The organism is Pseudochryseolinea flava, assembly GCF_003286915.1.
GTDB classification, from domain to species: domain Bacteria; phylum Bacteroidota; class Bacteroidia; order Cytophagales; family Cyclobacteriaceae; genus Ohtaekwangia; species Ohtaekwangia flava.
Genome location: NZ_QMFY01000006.1, coordinates 160,796 through 178,631, shown reverse-complemented (window position 1 = coordinate 178,631; position 17,836 = coordinate 160,796). Strand labels below are relative to the sequence as shown.

Sequence of the window (17,836 nt, the reverse complement as noted above, 5' to 3'; positions counted from 1 at the left end):
ATTGTTCAGTGATTAAAATTTAAGATTTACGCTAGCACCGAAGCTTCTTCGCGATGGCAGCGAACCATATTCGAAACCTTGACCATTTCCGTTATTGTAGCCTGATTCTGGATCGACGTTCGGAATGTTGCTGTAGAGGATAAAAAGATTCCTTGCCACAAACGATACTGAAATACTTTCAAACGGCGTCTTCGAAATAATGGAAGGCGGCAGCGTGTACCCAATTGTTAATTCACGAAGTTTCGCATACGATGCATCGTAAATAAAATACTCTGGCGAATTTTCAAGGAAACCTCTCCAGTACAACTCTGGGTCTACTGGTTTTGCATTCGCAACATATTCAGGCTTCTCTGCCGTCCCGACATTCACCACACCTTTCCCTACATATCCGCCTGTTGGCGTCCATGCTTCTTGCGAAACGCCTGCAGCCAGCCTTGCTTCTTCTGAGGCATACCAAGCATCGCGACCTTCCACCGTTTCTTCCGCTGTACCATTCTGATACGCCAACGCATTACTCATTGAATAAATATCAGCACCTACCTTCAAATCGATCAATGCACTCAATGATATACCTTTATACTTGAATGTATTGCTAAGTCCCATCATCCATTTGTGTACACCATTGCCGAGCACAGCTTGATCTGTTGCATCAGTAGGCATTGGAAACCCTGCTGCGTTGTGAATGATATTTCCCTCTGGATCACGCTTAAATTTCCTCCCGACGATAACACCATACGCCGCACCTTCACGTGCCTGAATCACAGCACCTGCCCATCGTGCCGCTGACAATTCGTACGTTTTGATTTGCTCATGCAGACGTTCCACTTCGTTGATGTTCTTGGTATAATTTAACATCACATCCCAAGAAAAACCTGAAGTAGTATTATTGATTGGCGTCGCTGACAATGAAAGCTCAATGCCCTTATTTCTAATCTGCCCCGCGTTAATCACTGCATTGTTATATCCACTTGTGACGGGAATTTTTAAACTAAGAATTTGGTTGACCGTTCTCGCATTGTAGTACGCAACATCGAGACGAACTCTGCCTTCAAGGAATTGCAGATCTGTACCAATCTCATACGAATATGTTTTTGTTGGCTTCAAGTCGGCATTCGGAATATCTGTATTGAATACCTGCCCCATTGGTTTTCCCAAATGAGAAAATTCCAAGAGACCATAATTCAAACTCAATTGATAGGGTGCTGCATCGCCACCGACTTGTGCGACTGATCCACGAATTTTACCGAATGACAAGAACCGTTGGTTTTCAAGGTGATTAGAGAACACATAACTTCCAGACAGCGAAGTGTAGAAATATGAATTCAAACCAGGACGAAGTGATGATGACCAGTCGTTACGAAATGTTGCATCCACAAAATAAGTATCCTTGTATGCAAACTGCGTAGCACCGTAAAGCGAATTGATTTGCTTTTTATACAATTGATAAATATTTGTCTGTCTTCTGAAGTTCGTAATCGGATGAATATCCGGAAGAATAATCTCTTGTCCATTCGACGTGGAATTTTCTCTTCCTGATCGCATGATATTTCCTCCACCGTAAGCGGTTATCGAAAATTCAGGAAGTATCTGTTTGTTAAACTTCAGCAGTCCTTCAAAATTATTTTCAAATACATTTACCGAGAGTTCCTCTACGGCACCACTGGTTACAGTCGGCGTTCCCTTCGGCGAGAAATTGGTGTATCGAAAAGAATAAAAGTCCGTTCCTCCTCTAGCTTGAAAACTAAGTGATTTGGAGAACGCGTAGTTTAATTGCAGATAACCTATGATACGGTTTCGAGTCGACGTGTTCTCAATTTCATTCACGGACCAATACGGATTGATACGATAAATATTACCGCCGTTCCAATCCACATAGTTGCCTTGCGCATCTTTGTAGTTTTGTGACAACCAACGTTGATCGAAGTTTGGTGCAATGCCAAGCAGTGCTAATCCTACGTTGTTTGGATTATCCGAAAGCGCCGGACGATTATCAACTTTTTCATTGATGTAATTCACTTTACCGCTGATGGTAATTTTATCAGCGAGCGTAAGAGAAGAATTAATCAAAAACGTATTTCTGCGCAAACCCGTCCCCGGAACGATGTCTTGATTTCGCAAATCAGATACAGACATTCTGATCGTGGCTTTTTCTGTTCCACCCGATAATGATATCGTATTGGTTGCCGTTGAACCGGTACGGAAGAAACTTAGAATATTATTATTGACAGCACCATATGGTTTCATCTCGCCGTTGTAAATCGGCACCATGACGTTTGGATTGAGTTTCGCACCCCAGGCAACTTGTGTTGTTTGAGCATTCTCTATCGACGTGGGCAACACACCTTGGCGTCCCATACCGTACGTAGTTTGGTAGTCATCGAAACGAGACAAAACACGTTCTGCTGTGTAGTTGCTGGTGACTTCTACACCGATACCTTTTTTAACTTTTCCGGATTTTGTTGTGATCAAGATTACACCATCCGATGCGCGTGATCCATATAGTGCCGAAGCAGATGCGCCCTTCAAAACAGAAACCGACTCGATATCGTTGGGGTTAAGACTGGAAATACCATTTCCAAGATCATAACCACCCCACATACCAGCGTCGCTTCCCATGTCGCCGTTATCCATGGGAACACCATCAATAACATACAGCGGTTGATTTTTTCCACTGAGTGATGCATTGCCACGAATAACAACGCGCGTAGAGCCACTTGGTCCCGCCGTGGGTGTGGAAATATCTACGCCAGCGACTTTACCTGACAGGGAATTGACGGCATTCACTTCGATAGCCGTCGAGAGCTGACTCCCACTGACTTCCGTAACAGCGTATCCGAGTGCTTTCTTTTCACGCTTAATACCGAGCGCCGTAACAACAACTTCGCCGAGATTAGTGATGTCGGCCGTTAAAGAAAGATCGATCGTAGTCTGGTCCGCAACCACTACTTCTTCTGACTTCATTCCCAGGAACGAAAAAACAATCGTCTCTCCTTTCTGAGCTTGAATTGTATAGTTTCCTTCTGCATCTGTGACGGTACCCGTTGCCGTACCTTTAATCACAATCGATACACCAGGTAAGGGCTGATCATCCTCCTGGGACTTGACTTTTCCGGACACGCTCATGCGCTGCGCCTGTGCCTGGAAAAGCCAGCAGGTTAGCAGTACAAAGAGCAGTACCGTCTTTTTGAGGTTCGTAAAATTTAGAGTCATGCTGTTTGGGTTAGGTAAATTTCTTCCAGTGAAATGGTCACCGAATATTTTACCTATCCCGCGCTTTTCTAAATTTTAAAGGGCTACATAAAAACCTACCAGTAGTGTTTCAGGGGCTACAACGATTATAATTATTGCGTTTTGGCTGAATTTAGAAAGGATGAGGGGACTACGGATATAGCCGCTAACGTCTTGACGCGCGCAGCGTGCTTCCATGCAGTACACACTGCACACATTCAACACCTTTTGAGGAAATCGTGTATGTCTTCTTCTGGTGAGAGGTTTAGTTTTTTCCGTAAACGATAGCGTGCCATTTTTACACTTGTCTGTGAAATACCCATGGCCTCGGCAATGTCCTTGGTCGGAATGTCGATGCGATAGAGTGCACACAACCTGAGGTCATTGCTGGTTAATTCTGGAAATTTTTCCTTCAGCGTATCGGTAAATCCTTTATGAATACGATTGAAATTAGCATTGAACTCTTTCCATTCCTTTTCAGGGCTGAAATTATAGTTAATCATCTGAACAAGATTTCGGAAGTCTCGTAAGTTTGATGACCCCGGATTTCGCACCACGTCTTTCAATTTTTTCTTTAACTCGTCCAGAAGTTTATTCTTCTGGACAATCAGCAAGGTGTAATTGGTCAACTCCTTACTTTTCGTTGCGAGCTCATCATTAAGTTTCTGATGAACAAGCTGAGCATTTCGCTTTTCTGTTTCCAGGATGAGTTTATTCTTCTCCTCTATTTCAGCGGTACGTTGATCGACAAGTAATGTCAGTAGTTCCTGTTGCTTTTTGATAGCGTTGATTTTGAATCGATATGCCATGTACAATCCCGCAGCAACCATCAATACAAAAAGCGTCCGTGCCCACCAGGTTTTCCAAAGTGGCGGCTTAACGATCACCTTCAACGTTGTTGCCTGTTCATTCCACACATTATCATTATTAGATCCTCTCACCTTAAACACATATTCACCCGGATCAAGGTTGGTGTACGTTGCTGTTGTATTATTTCCCGCAGCAATCCAGTCCTGATCAAAACCTTCGAGCATGTAGGCGTAGCTATTCTTGTCGGCATGCGAAAAATTAAGCGCAGCAAAGTGAAGGCTAAAAACGGATTGTGAATGTTCTAACGTTACCTCCTTCGCCACGTCGATAGTCTCTTGCAGGGGCGAATCATCGCCAAGCAACACGGGTTTATTAAATAATTTAAAATCAGAGATTACAACCGGTGGAATAAATGCATTCTGCCGGATATGATGTGGAAAAAACGATGTAACGCCATTGATGTTTCCAAAAAACATTTGTCCTTCTTTACCTTTAAACGCAGCGCCAATATTGAATTGAGCACTACTAAGACCGCTTCGTGTATCGAAGTTCTTAAACACTTGGTTAACAACATCAAATCGTGAAAGCCCTTTGTTGGTACTCATCCAAAGATTCCCTTGCGCGTCTTCTAACATAGCGTAAACGATGTTACCGGCGAGACCATCCTTCTCTTGAAATGAAGTAAACGTATTTGATCGCGCATCGTAGCGATTAACACCGCCGCCGTGCGTACCAAACCACAGGTTCTTTTTCATGTCTTCAAAAATGCAAAGCACGTTGTTGTTACTGATGGTATTGCTACTATCTCTGTAGTAGTACGCTGTAAATGTGCTATCCGTCTCGTTAAAGACATTTAATCCTGAAACAGTGCCGATCCAAAATTTGCCGCGGCTGTCTTTGAAGATTGCACGAATCGTATTGGAACTTATCGTTCTTTCATCTTGCATGACATTGGTGAAGTGCACGATTTTACCTGTTCGTTTATCAAGGACGTTTACACCACCTTTATTTGTTCCAATCCAAACATGGTCTACATCATTGTATATTACCCACACACTGTTATCACTTAGCCCGTTGCGCTGATTATAGGTTTTAAACTTACCGGTTCGCCTATCCAGAACAGACATGCCGTCGGCGTACGTACCGATGTAAAGCTCGCTGTCGAACCCAGCTTCCAGGCAAAGAATGGTATTTCCGGCAATTGAATTAGCCGTTGTATTTTGTAAAAAACGCTTAACCGTACCGTTGCGTCGCTGGAGTAATCCGCCGCCATCTGAGCCAAGCCATAAACTCTCATCGTCTTGAAAAATGGATAACACAGAATTACTTTGCGATGCATTCTCTTGTTTGTCTTGTGGCGCATATTGTTGAAACGTGGTGTCCATCTTATCGAATAAATAAACACCGCCATGATATGTACCCAACCACATATCACCTTTCGCATCGTTAAATAACGACAACACAACGTCCGTTTCATTTTCTTTCCGTTGACCTAATGAAGACACTCTTCCACTATTCGGATCGAGCAAGAAAGCTCCACCCTTGTCTGTTCCCACCCAAAGATTACCTTCCTTATCTTCAATCATGGTACGAATTGGATACTTCTTCTTTAAAAAAGTATATTCTTTAAAACTGCGCGTAGTGATGTCATATCGATATATTGAACCGTCGTCACGTCCAATCCAAATCATTCCCTCGCTGTCTTCCACGATTGAGGCAATGGCATAGTTCACAGTCCCTTCCTGAGGAAAATGAACCTTTGAAAATTGATGAGTATTCGGATTGAATTGCATCAACTCCCCGATCTGGGTGCCAATCCAAAGTACACCCGCCCTATCGCGACAAATTGCTTTTGCTGAGTTTGCGTTTTGAATGCTATCGTTGATCTTGAAGTGCTCAAACTTCCTCAGCCCCTTGTCGAATTTAAATAAACCTCCAGAAGCGCCGATCCATAGATGATCATCATCTGCGGGTGCAATACACCACACGGGTCGCATCGCATAAACTCGTCCTTCCGGATAGTCGTAATTTGAGAAGGTATTTCGTGAACGATTGTAACGCGATAGACCCGAGCGTGTACCTATCCACAATTGCTTTTCGTGATCTTCAAATATTGCATAAACGTCATTATTAGAAAGACTCGTCGTATCGCCTGAGGTGTTTTTGTATACAGTAAAGTTCCGGCCGTCGAACTTATTTAATCCATTCTGCGTGCCGAACCACATGTACCCCCTACTATCTTGATAAATCGTATTGATTGTATTTTGTGACAACCCGTTCTCTATTGAAAACTGCTGAAGTCTAATTTCCCGTTGTGCCCATGATGGTAACGATAGTAATAACGCTACAAGCATTACAAAGCATTGCCGACTCCCGACCGACAAGCGTGAAGATTTAGATTGGTTTAGGCGAATCACAATTTGAAAATTATGTAATTCATTCTTGAGGCGCAAGACGTTTCATCGATGTGCGCAAAGAACACCGTTGTTGCGATACAACCCATGGGATACCGGTCATTTCACAATTTTGATTGCGGCAATAGCAATCGTTGTCGCATCCCTCTAAAAGAAGTCATTATTATTCAGTATATTCATAAGACTTTGCCCATTCAAACCGGAAACTCATGAGGCTCATCTTGCTCGTGGTCAGCATTTATATTGCAACGGTATTCGCCACGCGCGCGCAAAACCAAGCCGTAATTCAGGAAATCAAGGAATCACTCCAAAGGGCGCAAGGAGAATCGCGCTACAAACTTATCACCGATCTAGCCTGGCAATTTCGTGTGGCTTATCCAGACAGCACCATTATCTATGGCAGAGAAGCGCTTGAGCTCGGTAAAAAACTTAACCTTAATACGGGACTGGCACGTCCTCTAAATTTTATCGGAATCGCATACAACTACCTCGGCGATCCGCTCAATGCTTTTGAATATTATAACCAAGCGCTTACCGTTGCGACAGCACAAAAAGATTTGCTACAGGTCGCGCATTCCAACAATAACATTGGACGACTATTCTCAGAACAAGGGCTCGTCGGAAAATCTGAACCCTTTTTCAAAAAAGCGTTAACAATCTTCGAAAACATCCGCGACTCCTCCGGCCTTGCGTTTGCATATCAGAGTTTGGGCACGTTGAACCGAATCCAAAATAAAGTAGACGACGCAGAGCGAAACTTTCAAAAAGCATATCAGCTTCGTTTAGCCATCGGTGACACTAAAGAGATCATGTCTGCGCTTACACAAATTGGCAAACTTTATCTCGATGCAAAGCAATTCGATCGCGCACTCCGCTATTTTATTTTAGCTGATTCCACAGGAAATGTTATTCATGATGCCATCAACCTGGCGGAAGTAAAGACATTAATTGCAGATTGCTATTTCAACAAAGGCATGTTGAAAGACGCTGAACGGATTGGCAAAGAAGGATTGGATTATATACTCCAATCACAAAATAAAAGACTACTCCCAAGCGCATACGTCACCATGGGGCAAGTGTATTTTGAGAAGGGTAACCTCGCGCTAGCAAAGGAGTATTTTATTAAGGCGCTGGAAGTTTCAACATCACGCAGAGATCTTAACGTTCGAATGGAAGCGCACTACATGCTCTGGAAAGCGTTTCAAAAAGAAAACAATCCAATTGCAGAGTATCAAAATTTCAGCCAGTATATCATCTTAAAAGATTCTATCGCGCAGCTTGAGATGGAAATGCAGGAAGAGCGTATGCAATTTCAACTCGCCATCGAAAAACAAACACAGGAAAACGAATTGTTACGTTTGGAACAAGGGCGTAAGCAAGCTGTAATCGAAAAGCAAAGGCTACAGCTTATTATATTGATTGTGGCTATATGTTCAATTTCAACCATCCTGTATTTGTTATGGCGAAGTTGGAAGAAAACCCAGCGGCATAATTACAAGCTGGCCATGCAAAAAGAAAAGATCGAAAGCATGAACAGCATCCTCAATATCAAGAACAGCACACTTGAGAATCACGTCAGCACACTGCTCGCTTTTTCAAGAAACAGAAACATTATTACAGGACACGTGCTCGATGCTGCGAAAGATATCGCCAAGATAACGGCGCAAACCATCCAAGTATCCCGTGTGGGCGTGTGGATATACTCCTCTGAAAAAAACTCATTGGAGCCGTTAACGATATACACGAAAAAAGATGACAGCTTTACCACGGGTATGTCGCTCGATGCTGACGACTATCCCGTTTACATGAATGGTTTAAAGAAAGAAAAAATCATTACGGTGAATGATGTCTCACGCGACAACCACACCCACGAATTATTTCTCAACTACTTAAAACCTGCAGACATTCATTCTATGCTTGATGCTACATTTTTTATGGATGGCAAACTAAAGGGCGTCATCTGTTGCGAGCATCAGGGTGTAACAAAGCGATGGACTGCTGAGGACGTTATCTTCGTGGCTTCCGTTGCCGACATCATGTCGTTAACGTATCGCACGGCTCAAAGACGTGACCATGAAAAACAAGTAATTCATCACAGCAAAGAAATTGAAACACTCAATGAAAGTTTGGAACGGCGTGTGAAGGAGCGAACCGAAGAACTGGCGATTCAAAATACACAACTTGCAGAATATGCATTCATTAACTCCCACTTGCTGCGTGGTCCTTTATCAAGAATATTAGGACTGATCAACCTCATCGAGCACGACCCAGATCAACGCGCGGAGAAACTGATTGAGCTTTTGAAAGTCTCTAGCAAAGAACTTGACGAGGTGGTTCAAAAAATCACAGAAACACTTCAAAACAGAAAGCATCTTTCGCGCGAAGATTTTAAGAAAGCAACCTAGGGATCAAACAAAAAAGCTGTCTCAAAATTTACTTCGAAACAGCTTTTTCTTAACCAATTACCAATTAAACTACAACGATATCGATCACTCTTTGATCACCTTTTCAGAGCCGACAAATGCTCCTGTAGCAGCACGAAGAATGTACATTCCCTTTGCACACGAAGTAATATCCAATTCTGTTTCCGTATTGGTCTGTGCTGCGCGCTTAAAAATTTCTATTCCGTTCAACGTAAGAAATTGAAGTTTTACATTTTCTTGCTGCGGCGACGACACAACAACTTTAAGTTTGTTGCCTCTTACTGGATTCGACCATACTTTAATTTCAAGTTCATTCTTTCCATCTAATCTCGTTTCGTCATCTGTTGCCTCACGCGCACCCGGATCAACAAAAGCAACGTATTCACTTTGCTTCACCCACACGGTATAGCTACGTGCAGGCGCCGACACACTTACGCGACCATCAGGTTGTACAACCGTTGTTTGTGCAGGGTTGAAAGCATTCACCAATGTCTGACCAGCAAGGCTAGTCCATCCCGACGGAGACGAATCGACCCATAGGCTCTTCGTTGCTGAATCGTGATTGTTGATTACGACAATAGCGCCGCTCTTCGTTCCATTACCAGCTCTTCGTGCAACGTATACGTTATACGCATCGCCGGATGGATATGGATTTCCAACTTGACTCAACACGGTAAGTGATCCACCCAAATATGTCTTACGAGCATGAATGAGTTTACGAATATCAAGTCCCAAACCAGGAGCAGGTGTCACGGTCAATGAACTATTGTGCGAATCCGTTAACACATCACCAAAGTAGTGATTGTAAAACACGCAGGGACGTCCTTCATGTGTCAAAATATAGGCATAGCCCATTTTCCAATCTTTCGTTACCCACTTGTCGTGCTCCTTACCGGTATCGTGATTCTCTAACCAGGTTACGACAGATGTTCCAGGCAATGAATTTCCGCCGCTATTGCGAACCATACCAGCATGGTTCAACCAACGCATGTCCCAATTACCGCCGTTACCATTACACATGCCCGTCAAAGAAGACTTCAGTGGAAAATCAAATCCATCAACATCAGCACCGTAAGAGCCAACGGTGTTTACCCAGTTTTTAATTCTAGAATCAGATCCCCAGTATTCACCAACAATAAACCGTTGTACATTCCCAGTCTTTTTTGGAAGAGCATTCACCCATGCTGCAACATAATCTTCTTGAAAGCCGCGTACAAAATCGAGCCGAAAACCATCGAAGCCAATCGTATTGGATAGCCATGTACCCCACGCTTGATAGCGTGTCTTCACCGTATTGCTGAACGTGTTAACATCATTACCAAAAAATTTGGTATTCGTGATAATTTCATCTGAACCAGGATAGCCCAGCCAATCGGTGTTATTCACGGGATGAAAATCAGCATATCCCCAAGTGTGATTTGCTTCACCTGGGCCTGTATGATTCGGGTACACAAAATTTGTATTCGTGTGCGCTTCAAATTGTGTCGTTGTCGCGATGTTCGTTCCATTCTTCCAAATCGCTTTCGGGTAATAACCATTCGTTTGATCTGCCCAAGCCCACTCCCACGCCGGCGATGTATTCTCTCGACGTGCCGTAAGTTTGATGATTACATCGCGCGTACCGACTACAGTAATTTTATACTCGTCGAAATCGCCTACTTCAATATGCCCACGCACTGTGTTACCAGACGCAGGAAATGTATTGGATGCACCACCACCATTGTTGGGTTCCGATTCCCAACTATAATTTGCATTGAACCCCGTACTGTTGTAATCGATTTGTACGTCATAACCGCGCTCAGCCTTGGCTGTGCTGTTCAAGTGAAAACCATGGATTTGAATATAATAATCGCCAGCAGTAGCATTCTTAATTACCCACTTGATTTCATTCGTAGGATACGGTGCATACTGTTGTCCATTGCGGAATGCTTGATCGAACTCATACTGTTTCACCGCGGGATTATTTTGATCGTTGTCATCGCCCGAGTAGAGGTGATTGAGTACGATGTCGGCGTACACTTCAATTTGATTGTTGTGCATTGCCGTGATCATATTTGTTAATTCAGTCTTCGAGCCGAAACGCGTTTCCGTCGTGCCCTTTTGATTATAACTTCCGAGATCATACGGATCGTAAATTCCGTAGCCCATATCCCAAATTCCAAAGTTTCCTTTGCTTGGTGGCGGAACCCAAATTGCTTTGATTCCTGCATTCTTCAGGGTTACGGCTTTGCCATTGAGGTTGTCCCACCAGGTTCCATTTAGTGAACCAGAATTTACGGGAACATCCCAATAGAAAGCTTGCATCATCACATCGTTTTGAGCCGGCGATGCCAACGGGAGCAGACAGCCTAGCAATAGCGTTAAGGAGAGTAATCTTTTTGTCATGGTGAATAGTTTAAATTAAACGATGGCGAAAATGCCCGATCACATCACCTTTATCGACCTATTTCAAGAAAATGGACGAATTCAAACGTTTGTATTCGTTTAGTTTTAACTTTTAGGATGTTTGGGAAAGTGGCACGTCTCGCGACACGATGATGCAACTTGCTCACGATCATGTTATTCACGCGTTTTGAAATATTCGCGGGGACTTTGATTCGTGAATTTCTTGAAAGCGAGGTTAAACGTCGATTTAGAATTAAATCCTACTTCCTGAGCCAATGCCAGAAAAGTGAAGTGCCGATACTCCTTTGTATTGGCTAGCGCAATGAACTCCTCAACTCTGTAAGCATTTAAAAAGTCTCTAAAATTCCGTTCATATTGATCGTTGATCAGCCTCGACAAAATATGCGGACGCGTTCCCAACAGATCAGCTAAATCAGAGACAGTAAGGTCTGCCTTTCGAAATGGCTTGTTGGTTTGCATGTAATCACGCAGGCGTGACACGAGCTCCGGTGAATAATCGGCCGCCGTAACACTAGTCTTTTCCTCCCGGATAATTTCGGGGTACCGCCAGAACATATAAGCCTCCACGAAAATTAATAGCGACAACACCACCGCGACCGGATGGAAATATTCAATCGAAGGATGACGAACTCCATACATCAACAACGCTATGTTGCAGGGCACGACTAACAACGCGACGAAAGAAATCCAGTATACATAATAAAGTAGCTCTTGTTTTGCATCGCGCGCAAATGACTTCGCGATCTTTAAAAAGGCGAACTGCCTGTACAGTTTAATATAAATGAACAGGTTGAATATAAAACCACATGCTGTGATCATTCCCATAGACCAAGTGACAGGCGGCCACAGCACATTGGACAAAAAACTGAAAGATGGAATATTCATCAATCTTGCGAGCACAACAAGCAAAGAAATCAACGCAGGGATACCATACCAACCTTTTCCATCAAGTTTTCTTGCAGAAACGAAAGCACTGAAAAAATACGCTATGATGGGCGCCCATAGAAAGAAAATCACTTGGAAAAAGAAGGCAAAATAAGTCTGCGAAATCTGATCAGCGATCTCGACGTACACCATTGTGAACAGCAACAATACAAAAATGGTATTGATGACGGCAAATGCGCTGAACTTAATAGGTTCTCTCTTTTGAATCCTGTGCACGAGCAAACACAAGGCGATTGCCTGGAATGCGCACGCGAAAAAATAAAATATCACGAAATTCAAGGGACGTGCGCCTCCCAAGTCAAGCCAATTCACGATTTGAACACTAACAGAAACTTCCTGATGCCCCAATTCAACTTTTCTGTTTTTTGTATAATGATTATCACGATCTGTTTCAACTTTAGTCCAATTACCACGCGTCAATTTGTATTCGTACTTCCCCGGAGGAAGATTGATCGTGATGGCAAGTTGTCCGTTGACTTGACGTTGTAGCGCATATCGCGCATCATTCGTTACCCATCCGTTAAAATTTCCGCAGATAAAAATGGTATCAGATACAGGCGTCGCAGCAGGTAAGGACGCAACCACAACGCGAAGCTGCGCTTGGATGTACGGAATAGTCAAGAAGAAAAAAAGAAAAATGATTATGAGCTTTTTCAACATGACAATTTCTTATACCCCCGAATCAAATATAAAAAGAAGCCGTCATTTCAATACCACATATATAAAGGCTTGCGACAGTTCTTTTTTGACAATACTTTTGTCGACATCATGCAACATACTATTTCTAACGGCACGCTTTCGGCAACGATTAAATCAAAAGGAGCAGAACTTTCCAGCGTCGTCCATCAGCAACTTGGTCTTGAATATATGTGGGGAGCCGACCCAGCGTTTTGGGGTAAATCTTCGCCCATACTTTTTCCAATCGTCGGAACACTCAAAGACAACCAATTCAACTACAAAAATAAATCGTATCAATTACCGCGACATGGTTTCGCGCGAGACGAAGAGTTCACCGTAGAATCGACATCGCCGACAAAAGTCACGTTTCTCCAAAAGAGCAATAGCGTTTCGCTGCAGAAGTATCCATTTACTTTCGAACTGCGCTTAGGCTATGCGTTGATCGACGATTGCCTTCACACCAGCTACCTGGTGACCAACACAGGAACTGAGGATCTATATTTTTCAATTGGGGGCCATCCGGCGTTTAAAGTTCCATTGGCTAATCATTTAAAATACGAAGACTATTACCTCGAATTCGACACACCCGAAACTATTGGTCGATGGCCAATAACCAACGATGGTCTCATCGACAGTACTCCCGAAGCACTGCTACAAAACGAAAAACGTATTTCACTAACGCGTGGGCTATTTGCCAACGACGCTGTTGTGTTGAAAAACATAAAATCAAAAAATGTTGCCATTAAAAGTGATAAGGATGCACATGGCTTGTCTTTCAACTTCGATGGCTTTCCTTTCCTTGGTCTATGGGCCGCTAAAAATGCAGACTTCGTGTGTATTGAACCATGGTGCGGCATTGCCGATAGCGTGAACCACAATCAAGCGCTCACCACGAAAGAGGGTATTGAAAAAATTGGTACAGGAACTACCTGGACACGAACATGGAAAGTAAAATTCTCCTAGGCGTGTGTTCATTGTAGTCCCTCACTTTGAATGACGGCGCGTGTTCTTGGGGATTGATGACCTTATTTTTCCGGTTCACATTTACGATGTATACCCGACATCGCTTTTATTTCGTGTTAAAGTTCGAAAAATCAAATTTACTGTAGCCCATTCAGTCAGTTAGGTAGCCTAATAAGTAGCCCCGCTATCAAGTTTTCAAGCTTCGTTCGCTTTTATGTTTTGGTTTGATTCGCATCATCTATTCAAACCTAACCCAAACACGAATGAACATTCAAAAACTATTCATCGCTTGGTTGTTGTTACTGGTTGCGCTGACAGCACACGCGCAGCAGTCTTACGAAAATCTTGTTGTTGCAGGATTTTATCCCTACACCAAAGACTATGTTTTGAAACCAGAAAACATTGCGCTTCAAAACTTAACGCACCTCATTTATTGCTTCGCAGGCCCACGCGCCGACGGAAGCATTAGCACCGAAACGGGATCGTACCACAATCCTACGCTTGTAAACAGGGTTCATGCCGCCAATAAAAAATTCATCATCATGATGGGCGGTGGATTGCAGTCCGGAGGATATCATGCGATGGCATCAGCACAAGCTACGCGAACCATCTTCATCAACACGCTCGTCGATTGGTGCCGTACCTATGGGTATGACGGCGTTAACATCGATTGGGAATATCCTGGAGACAACAATAGAAATGAAGACCGCGCCAACCTTACAGCACTCATCACAGAAATGCGAGCGGCCTTCAATGCAGCTGGAACACAACTCGGAAAATATCTCGAAATTTCTATCGACGTACACTCGAGTTTGTATTACGCAACATGGGTCGATTTTGCTACGCTGAAAAATTATGTCGATTGGTTTGGTCTCATGTCTTACGATTATGCCGGCGATTGGTCCTACAGTATTCATGCCGCGCACAACGCACCACTTTATTGCGGCCCTCCTGAAATTTGTGACCGTTATCTAAGTGTTGATCGCGGTGTGAAAAACTTGACCGATTCACTCGGCATTCCACCGTCGCAGATTGTGATGGGGCTCGCATTCTATGGTCGTGAGTTTTTCAACAGTGCACTCTACCAAACACCACGCGAAGGTGGCGGCGGCATTGCTCACTATGATGTGAAACCACTGATCGGAAACGGTTGGACTAGACATTGGGATGACCAATCTAAAGTGCCCTACCTGCTTAAGAATTCAGGGAGTGGTTTCATTAGTTATGATGATGAACAATCACTCACCGAAAAAGCAAACTACATCAAGCAAAATGAACTGTTGGGTGCGATGGCTTGGGAGATTACACAAGATGTTGACAAGGTAACCAAACAGCAACCGCTGTTCAACGTACTCGGCACGCAACTGGTAGGGCAACCGTTGGACACTGAAGGTAAACCAGCAGTATCGATCACATCACCTACGCAAAATTTTGTTTTCACACCTGGAGCAACGCTAACCATTCAAGCCAATGCTACGGTCGAAGCGGGTTTTACGATTTCGCGTGTTGAATTTTTTAGAAATGGCGCATTGCTTTCAACAGATACCAGTACACCGTTCAGTGCAAACTGGCAAAATGTACCGAATGGGAAACACACACTTTATGCTATCGCGTACAGCAACAATGGAAAGTCAGCGCAATCCACAACAATCAACATAACGGATGGTCTGTTGCCACAAGTCACCGATATGTTCGACGATTTCACCTATACCAGCGCTTCTGATCCCGCGCTCGAAGGCCTCAACGATTGGATTGTCGTCGATGGCGTGAGTGGACCTCCATCAGGTGCTATTTATAGCAAAGATCTAATCACGTTTACGGCTGATCCGCAAAACAGTGAGAACAAAATCATGGGTGTGGCGACACGCGCTGATAACAATCCACAAAACACGCGTCATTCACGAATAGAAACCTCGGTGATGCCATATCGCAATGGCACGTTTGCCGCGCGCGTTTATTTCGATGACACACCAGCAATTTACGGTGATGGAAACGTTGAAACATTTTATACCATCAACAGCTATGCCACTTGCAACAATCCTGATCTCTACTCAGAATGTGATTTTGAATATCTTCCCTGGGATGCATGGCATTGGGAGCGACAAAAGACAATGTACACAACAACATGGGAAACTTGTGAGATCAGAGATCATCAAAAACAAGTACGTTCGTATGAAGGATGGCATGACCTCATCTACACCGTGGTTGATGGGCAACCAGTGAAGTATTATATCGACGGTCAGTTGTTCCACACACAAGAGCGCTTCCAACCCGACTCGGATGTAAACATCTCTTTCGCAAACTGGATTTATCAGAATATCACCGGAAGTAACACAACTGTTCGCACAACAACGATGAAAGTAGATTGGGTCTATCACGCCAAGGATGTAATACTTTCTCGTGCCGATGTTTTAGCGATGGTTGCCAACTTTAGATCAGGTGGCGTTCTTCGCAAAAATCTCGCTGGTGAACGCGTGGTTAGTGGGCCGGTCAATCCGTTGCCAACCGTAGCAATCACCTCGCCTAGCAACGGCGCATTATTTACACCTCCTGCCAACATCGTTATCAATGCAACCGCGAGTGACAACGGATCAATTACCAGCGTAGCCTTTTATAACGGCACCACATTATTGTCGACAGATACCAGCAGTCCGTATAGTTTCAATTGGAATAATGTGTCAGCGGGGAACTACACCATCGTAGCGCGCGCAACGGATAATCAAGGAGCCACCGCCGACGCACAGGTTTCCGTGGTTGTGAGTAGCAATCCACCACCAACCGTTTCAATTACGTCGCCAACGAATAACGCATCATTTAATGCACCGGCAAATATTGCCATTCAAGCAAACGCTTCAGACAACAACGGCTCTATTGCAAGTGTGGCATTTTACAATGGCACAACGTTGCTCGGAACCGATACGTCGAGTCCGTATAGTTTTGTTTGGAACAATGTCGCCGCGGGTAACTATACTTTGACCGCAGTAGCAACCGATAATGGTTCGGCAACAACGACATCCGCTCCCGTTTCAATTTCGGTGATCGGGAATGCACCACCTACGGCTTCGATTACATCGCCAGCAAACAATGCAAGCTTTATTGCGCCGGCAACGATCACGATCAACGCATCTGCCGCGGATGCGAATGGTTCCATTGCTACAGTTGCATTTTATCAAGGCACAACGTTACTGGGTACAGACACTTCAAGTCCATATAGCTTTACATGGAGTAACGTGGCTGTTGGAAACTACTCCCTCACGGTGCGCGCCACAGATAATCAAGGAGCCGTTACGACATCAGCTCCCGTTGCTATAACAGTCAATCCATATACACCTGTAAATTTACAGGTAACGTATTGGACGATCGTTGAATGGGGAACAGGATTTCAGGGTGAAGTAAGGATTACGAACAACTCATCAACCGCAGCTTCCAACTGGACAGTGGAATTTAATTGTGCTCACAATCTAACACCGATTTGGGATGCGGTCATCACCAGCCACGTTGGCAATCATTATGTTGTACAAGGTACTTCGGCAACGCAAACCATAGCGGCTAATTCTTCGGTCGTCTTTGGATTTATTGGAAACATCACGTCTGGACAAAGTTTCGTTGCCCCGAGCGGATTCACGGTATCGACACCAGGTGGTAGGCTTAGGACAGAATCTACACGCGGTGAATCTCTAGAGCTTAGTGCTTATCCTAACCCTTTCACCGAATCGATCAATATTGAATTCATTTTACCCGAAGCGTCGATCGTAAAACTTGAAATCTTAAACGCTCAAGGAAGTAAACTTCAAACATTGATCAACCAAAAACTTACGGAGGGTAAACATATTGCAACCTGGAATAGTACGGATGCTCAAGGAATGTACTTGTATCAATTGAATGTCAATGGAACAATCATCACGAAGAAGATTGTGAAAGAATAACATTGATCTTAAAACTGCGGATACTTTGTGGTATCATCCAACA

The 17,836-nt window shown here is 43.8% G+C and carries 7 protein-coding genes; 3 read left to right on the top strand and 4 right to left on the bottom strand.

Annotation, left to right across the window (positions count from 1 at the left end; genetic code table 11):
• Window positions 1-12: 12 nt before the first annotated feature.
• Together DQQ10_RS13515 and DQQ10_RS13510 are read right to left on the bottom strand one after the other, a co-directional pair.
• Window positions 13-3,210, bottom strand: a complete 3,198-nt coding sequence (locus DQQ10_RS13515) for a SusC/RagA family TonB-linked outer membrane protein (RefSeq protein ID WP_112747409.1) — start codon at window positions 3,208-3,210, stop codon at window positions 13-15.
• 236 nt (window positions 3,211-3,446) lie between these two features.
• Window positions 3,447-6,392 carry a two-component regulator propeller domain-containing protein gene (locus DQQ10_RS13510; RefSeq protein WP_112747408.1) on the bottom strand — a complete coding sequence of 982 codons (2,946 nt, stop codon included), beginning with the start codon at window positions 6,390-6,392 and terminating at the stop codon, window positions 3,447-3,449.
• A 269-nt stretch (window positions 6,393-6,661) separates the two neighbouring features.
• On the opposite strand from DQQ10_RS13510, the gene DQQ10_RS13505 reads away from it, so the two are divergent.
• Window positions 6,662-8,857 (top strand): tetratricopeptide repeat protein, encoded by a 2,196-nt coding sequence (locus tag DQQ10_RS13505; RefSeq protein WP_112747407.1) that lies wholly within the window; start codon window positions 6,662-6,664, stop codon window positions 8,855-8,857.
• An 84-nt stretch (window positions 8,858-8,941) separates the two neighbouring features.
• On the opposite strand, the gene DQQ10_RS13500 is transcribed toward DQQ10_RS13505, so the two are convergent.
• Both DQQ10_RS13500 and DQQ10_RS13495 read right to left on the bottom strand, forming a co-directional pair.
• Window positions 8,942-11,260 (bottom strand): alpha-amylase family glycosyl hydrolase, encoded by a 2,319-nt coding sequence (locus DQQ10_RS13500; protein ID WP_112747406.1) that lies wholly within the window; start codon window positions 11,258-11,260, stop codon window positions 8,942-8,944.
• 174 nt (window positions 11,261-11,434) lie between these two features.
• Window positions 11,435-12,886: a helix-turn-helix domain-containing protein gene (locus DQQ10_RS13495; protein WP_112747405.1), complete on the bottom strand. Its 1,452-nt coding sequence runs from the start codon at window positions 12,884-12,886 to the stop codon at window positions 11,435-11,437.
• A 108-nt stretch (window positions 12,887-12,994) separates the two neighbouring features.
• On the opposite strand from DQQ10_RS13495, the gene DQQ10_RS13490 reads away from it, so the two are divergent.
• Window positions 12,995-13,867 (top strand): aldose 1-epimerase family protein, encoded by an 873-nt coding sequence (locus DQQ10_RS13490; protein ID WP_112747404.1) that lies wholly within the window; start codon window positions 12,995-12,997, stop codon window positions 13,865-13,867.
• A gap of 263 nt (window positions 13,868-14,130) precedes the next feature.
• The gene (locus tag DQQ10_RS13485; RefSeq protein WP_112747403.1) at window positions 14,131-17,793 is read left to right on the top strand and encodes an Ig-like domain-containing protein; all 3,663 of its coding nucleotides are present in this window, start codon (window positions 14,131-14,133) and stop codon (window positions 17,791-17,793) included.
• Window positions 17,794-17,836: the final 43 nt, after the last annotated feature.

Excerpts from the sequence above, each read along its gene's own strand:
- DQQ10_RS13490 (WP_112747404.1), top strand. The coding sequence starts at position 12,995 with ATGCAACATACTATTTCTAACGGCACGCTTTCGGCAACGATTAAATCA.
- DQQ10_RS13485 (WP_112747403.1), top strand. The coding sequence starts at position 14,131 with ATGAACATTCAAAAACTATTCATCGCTTGGTTGTTGTTACTGGTTGCG.
- DQQ10_RS13515 (WP_112747409.1), bottom strand. The coding sequence starts at position 3,210 with ATGACTCTAAATTTTACGAACCTCAAAAAGACGGTACTGCTCTTTGTA.
- DQQ10_RS13505 (WP_112747407.1), top strand. The coding sequence starts at position 6,662 with ATGAGGCTCATCTTGCTCGTGGTCAGCATTTATATTGCAACGGTATTC.
- DQQ10_RS13510 (WP_112747408.1), bottom strand. The coding sequence starts at position 6,392 with ATGCTTGTAGCGTTATTACTATCGTTACCATCATGGGCACAACGGGAA.
- DQQ10_RS13495 (WP_112747405.1), bottom strand. The coding sequence starts at position 12,886 with ATGTTGAAAAAGCTCATAATCATTTTTCTTTTTTTCTTCTTGACTATT.
- DQQ10_RS13500 (WP_112747406.1), bottom strand. The coding sequence starts at position 11,260 with ATGACAAAAAGATTACTCTCCTTAACGCTATTGCTAGGCTGTCTGCTC.